Genomic DNA, 1,997 nt, shown 5'->3' with positions numbered 1-1,997 from the left:
CCTGCCGATCATCGGCGCGTACTGCGCGGCGCGCTGCTGCGCCGCCGGATCTTCCAGCACGGAGCGGTCGGGCCGCCCGTTGCCATCCACCGGCAGGAAGTTGTGCATGCGGTGCGACTCGACGATCAACCCGCCGACCGCGCTGAAGGGGTTGCGTGCGTCCCAGCCGCCCTTGCTGTTGTCGTAGCCGGCGCGCTGCAGCGTGGCGACTTCCTCGGGCGTGGCGTAGATGCGGACCTGGCCGTAGTGCCGGCTGGCCGCGCTGACCGGGTCGCCGGCCATGACGTGGTTGACGACGTCGGTGCCGCCTTCGGGGATTCGGCGATCCAGGCTGACCGCGCCGTAGGCGTTGAAGGTTTCGCCCTTCAGGCCGAAGTGGTGGGCCGTGACCTGCGCGAGGTCGCCGCCCAGGGAGTGGCCGGTGACCGTGACGGCCGGCTTATGCCCATCTCGCTGCGCCTGGCTTTCAGCCAGCTCCAGCGCGTGCTTGGTGAACTGGACCGCATCAGCCACCTGCGCGTTATGGCGAGTTGCCACCATCCCGCCATCAGCTCCGAGCCCGTCAAGCAGCGGTTGCCGATCGAATTCCGTCCCGCGGTGCGCAACGACCAAGTCACCCGTATCCAGCCGTTGGTAGAGCATGCCTTGGTAGCCGGATAGGCGATCCACGTACTCAAGTCGCTTGTAAGCCACCCCACCGATAACGACCGGCTTGCTGTCCTCTCCTCTCTCGCGCGGCGTTCTATACACGTCTTCCGCGAGAAAAGCGTACTGTTGACTTGTCAGATTCATGGCGCTTCCTTAGTGGAAGACAATGTGATCTTGAACAATGCACGCTGCAATTCCAGCTTGAACTTCTCTGGATCGCGATGACCCGAATCCGGGTAATTTTCCATCTGATCGCGTGGATAGCCGCCTTTCCAGAAATACGTCGCAATAGAAGCAGTCTTCTCGACCTCGCCCTTGAAAAGCGCAGGTTGAAAGCGGGTCTCCACCTGGTTGCCGGTCGCTCTCAGCGTCACGCCCACACCACTCAGCGCGAACCTGCATACTCCTTTGCCGTAATAGTTTTCATCGACCATGCCATCGGCGTAGACCGTTCCGACGAATGTACTTTCGTCGACCTTCTTGAAGTCGATCGGTATGCCGCTTTCGCCAGGCTTGCTCCACACTCCTTCGATGGGTTCGATCGGCGTGCATTGCGCATGATTGATCATGTCGTAGAAAGCCGTACCCGACACGTATCCGAACGGCCCCGGAGCGCCCTCGATGGTCATCGAGATCCGATACGCCCGCGTCGGATGCGGATTCTTGCGGTACACCGGGTCACCATGGGCGTCGACATGAGGACTGGCGGCATTCTCCGAGGCAGCGTTCATCGGGTTGCATCCTGTCAACAAAAGCAGAAGGGAAAACGCGCAGAGGATCTTGGCTTTCACGAAAAGGGCCTCAAGCCACGATGGTGCGCCGCGCGGCATGCTCGGCGGCAGCGAGGGCGCCGGTCAGCCGGCGACAGCCATGGCGCACGTGCAGGCGCTGCATCAGCAACAGAGCGATCAACATCAGCAACGACAGACCCAGTTCCGGCACCCGGATGAAGAGCGGCAGCGAACCGGGAAGCGCGACGGCCGCCAGCGCCGACAACCACATCAGCAAGGTCATCCCGGCTACCTGCAGGATGGCGTGGCACAACTGCCTGGACTGCACCGTGCGCTTGCCACCGGAGCGCAGGCGCCACCAGGCGCGCGACGCGCGCACGACCAGCAGCGCCAGCATGCCCACCATGCCCAGTTGCAGCAGAGCACCCAACACCGCCAGCGCCTGGGCCATCAGCAGCGCCGTGCCGCCCGCATGACGGTAGGCCAGCGCAGCCATCCCGGCGGTGAGCAGCAGTGCGAGCAGCGCCGTGGTCAGCAGCGCACACGTGCGCCGCACGCATAGCTGCCACTCCTTCGACCACAGCACGTGGGACATGTCACGGCTCCTGCATCGACCAA

At 63.5% G+C, this 1,997-nt stretch carries 2 protein-coding genes and 1 pseudogene; all 3 read right to left on the bottom strand.

Annotation, left to right across the window (positions count from 1 at the left end):
• A pseudogene (locus D180_RS07205) lies at positions 1-792 on the bottom strand (hypothetical protein); the annotation flags it as partial.
• Positions 789-1,379 (bottom strand): hypothetical protein, encoded by a 591-nt coding sequence (locus D180_RS07200; protein ID WP_051064787.1) that lies wholly within the window; start codon positions 1,377-1,379, stop codon positions 789-791. The gene D180_RS07200 and the pseudogene D180_RS07205, both read right to left, overlap by 4 nt.
• Positions 1,380-1,449: 70 nt before the next feature.
• On the bottom strand, positions 1,450-1,974 hold the full coding sequence (locus D180_RS07195) for a hypothetical protein (RefSeq protein ID WP_017912265.1): 525 nt from the start codon (positions 1,972-1,974) through the stop codon (positions 1,450-1,452).
• Positions 1,975-1,997 lie beyond the last annotated feature (23 nt).

This window comes from Xanthomonas sp. SHU 166 (assembly GCF_000364685.1).
Taxonomy (GTDB): domain Bacteria; phylum Pseudomonadota; class Gammaproteobacteria; order Xanthomonadales; family Xanthomonadaceae; genus Xanthomonas_A; species Xanthomonas_A sontii.
This window is presented reverse-complemented; position numbering and strand designations above follow the sequence as displayed.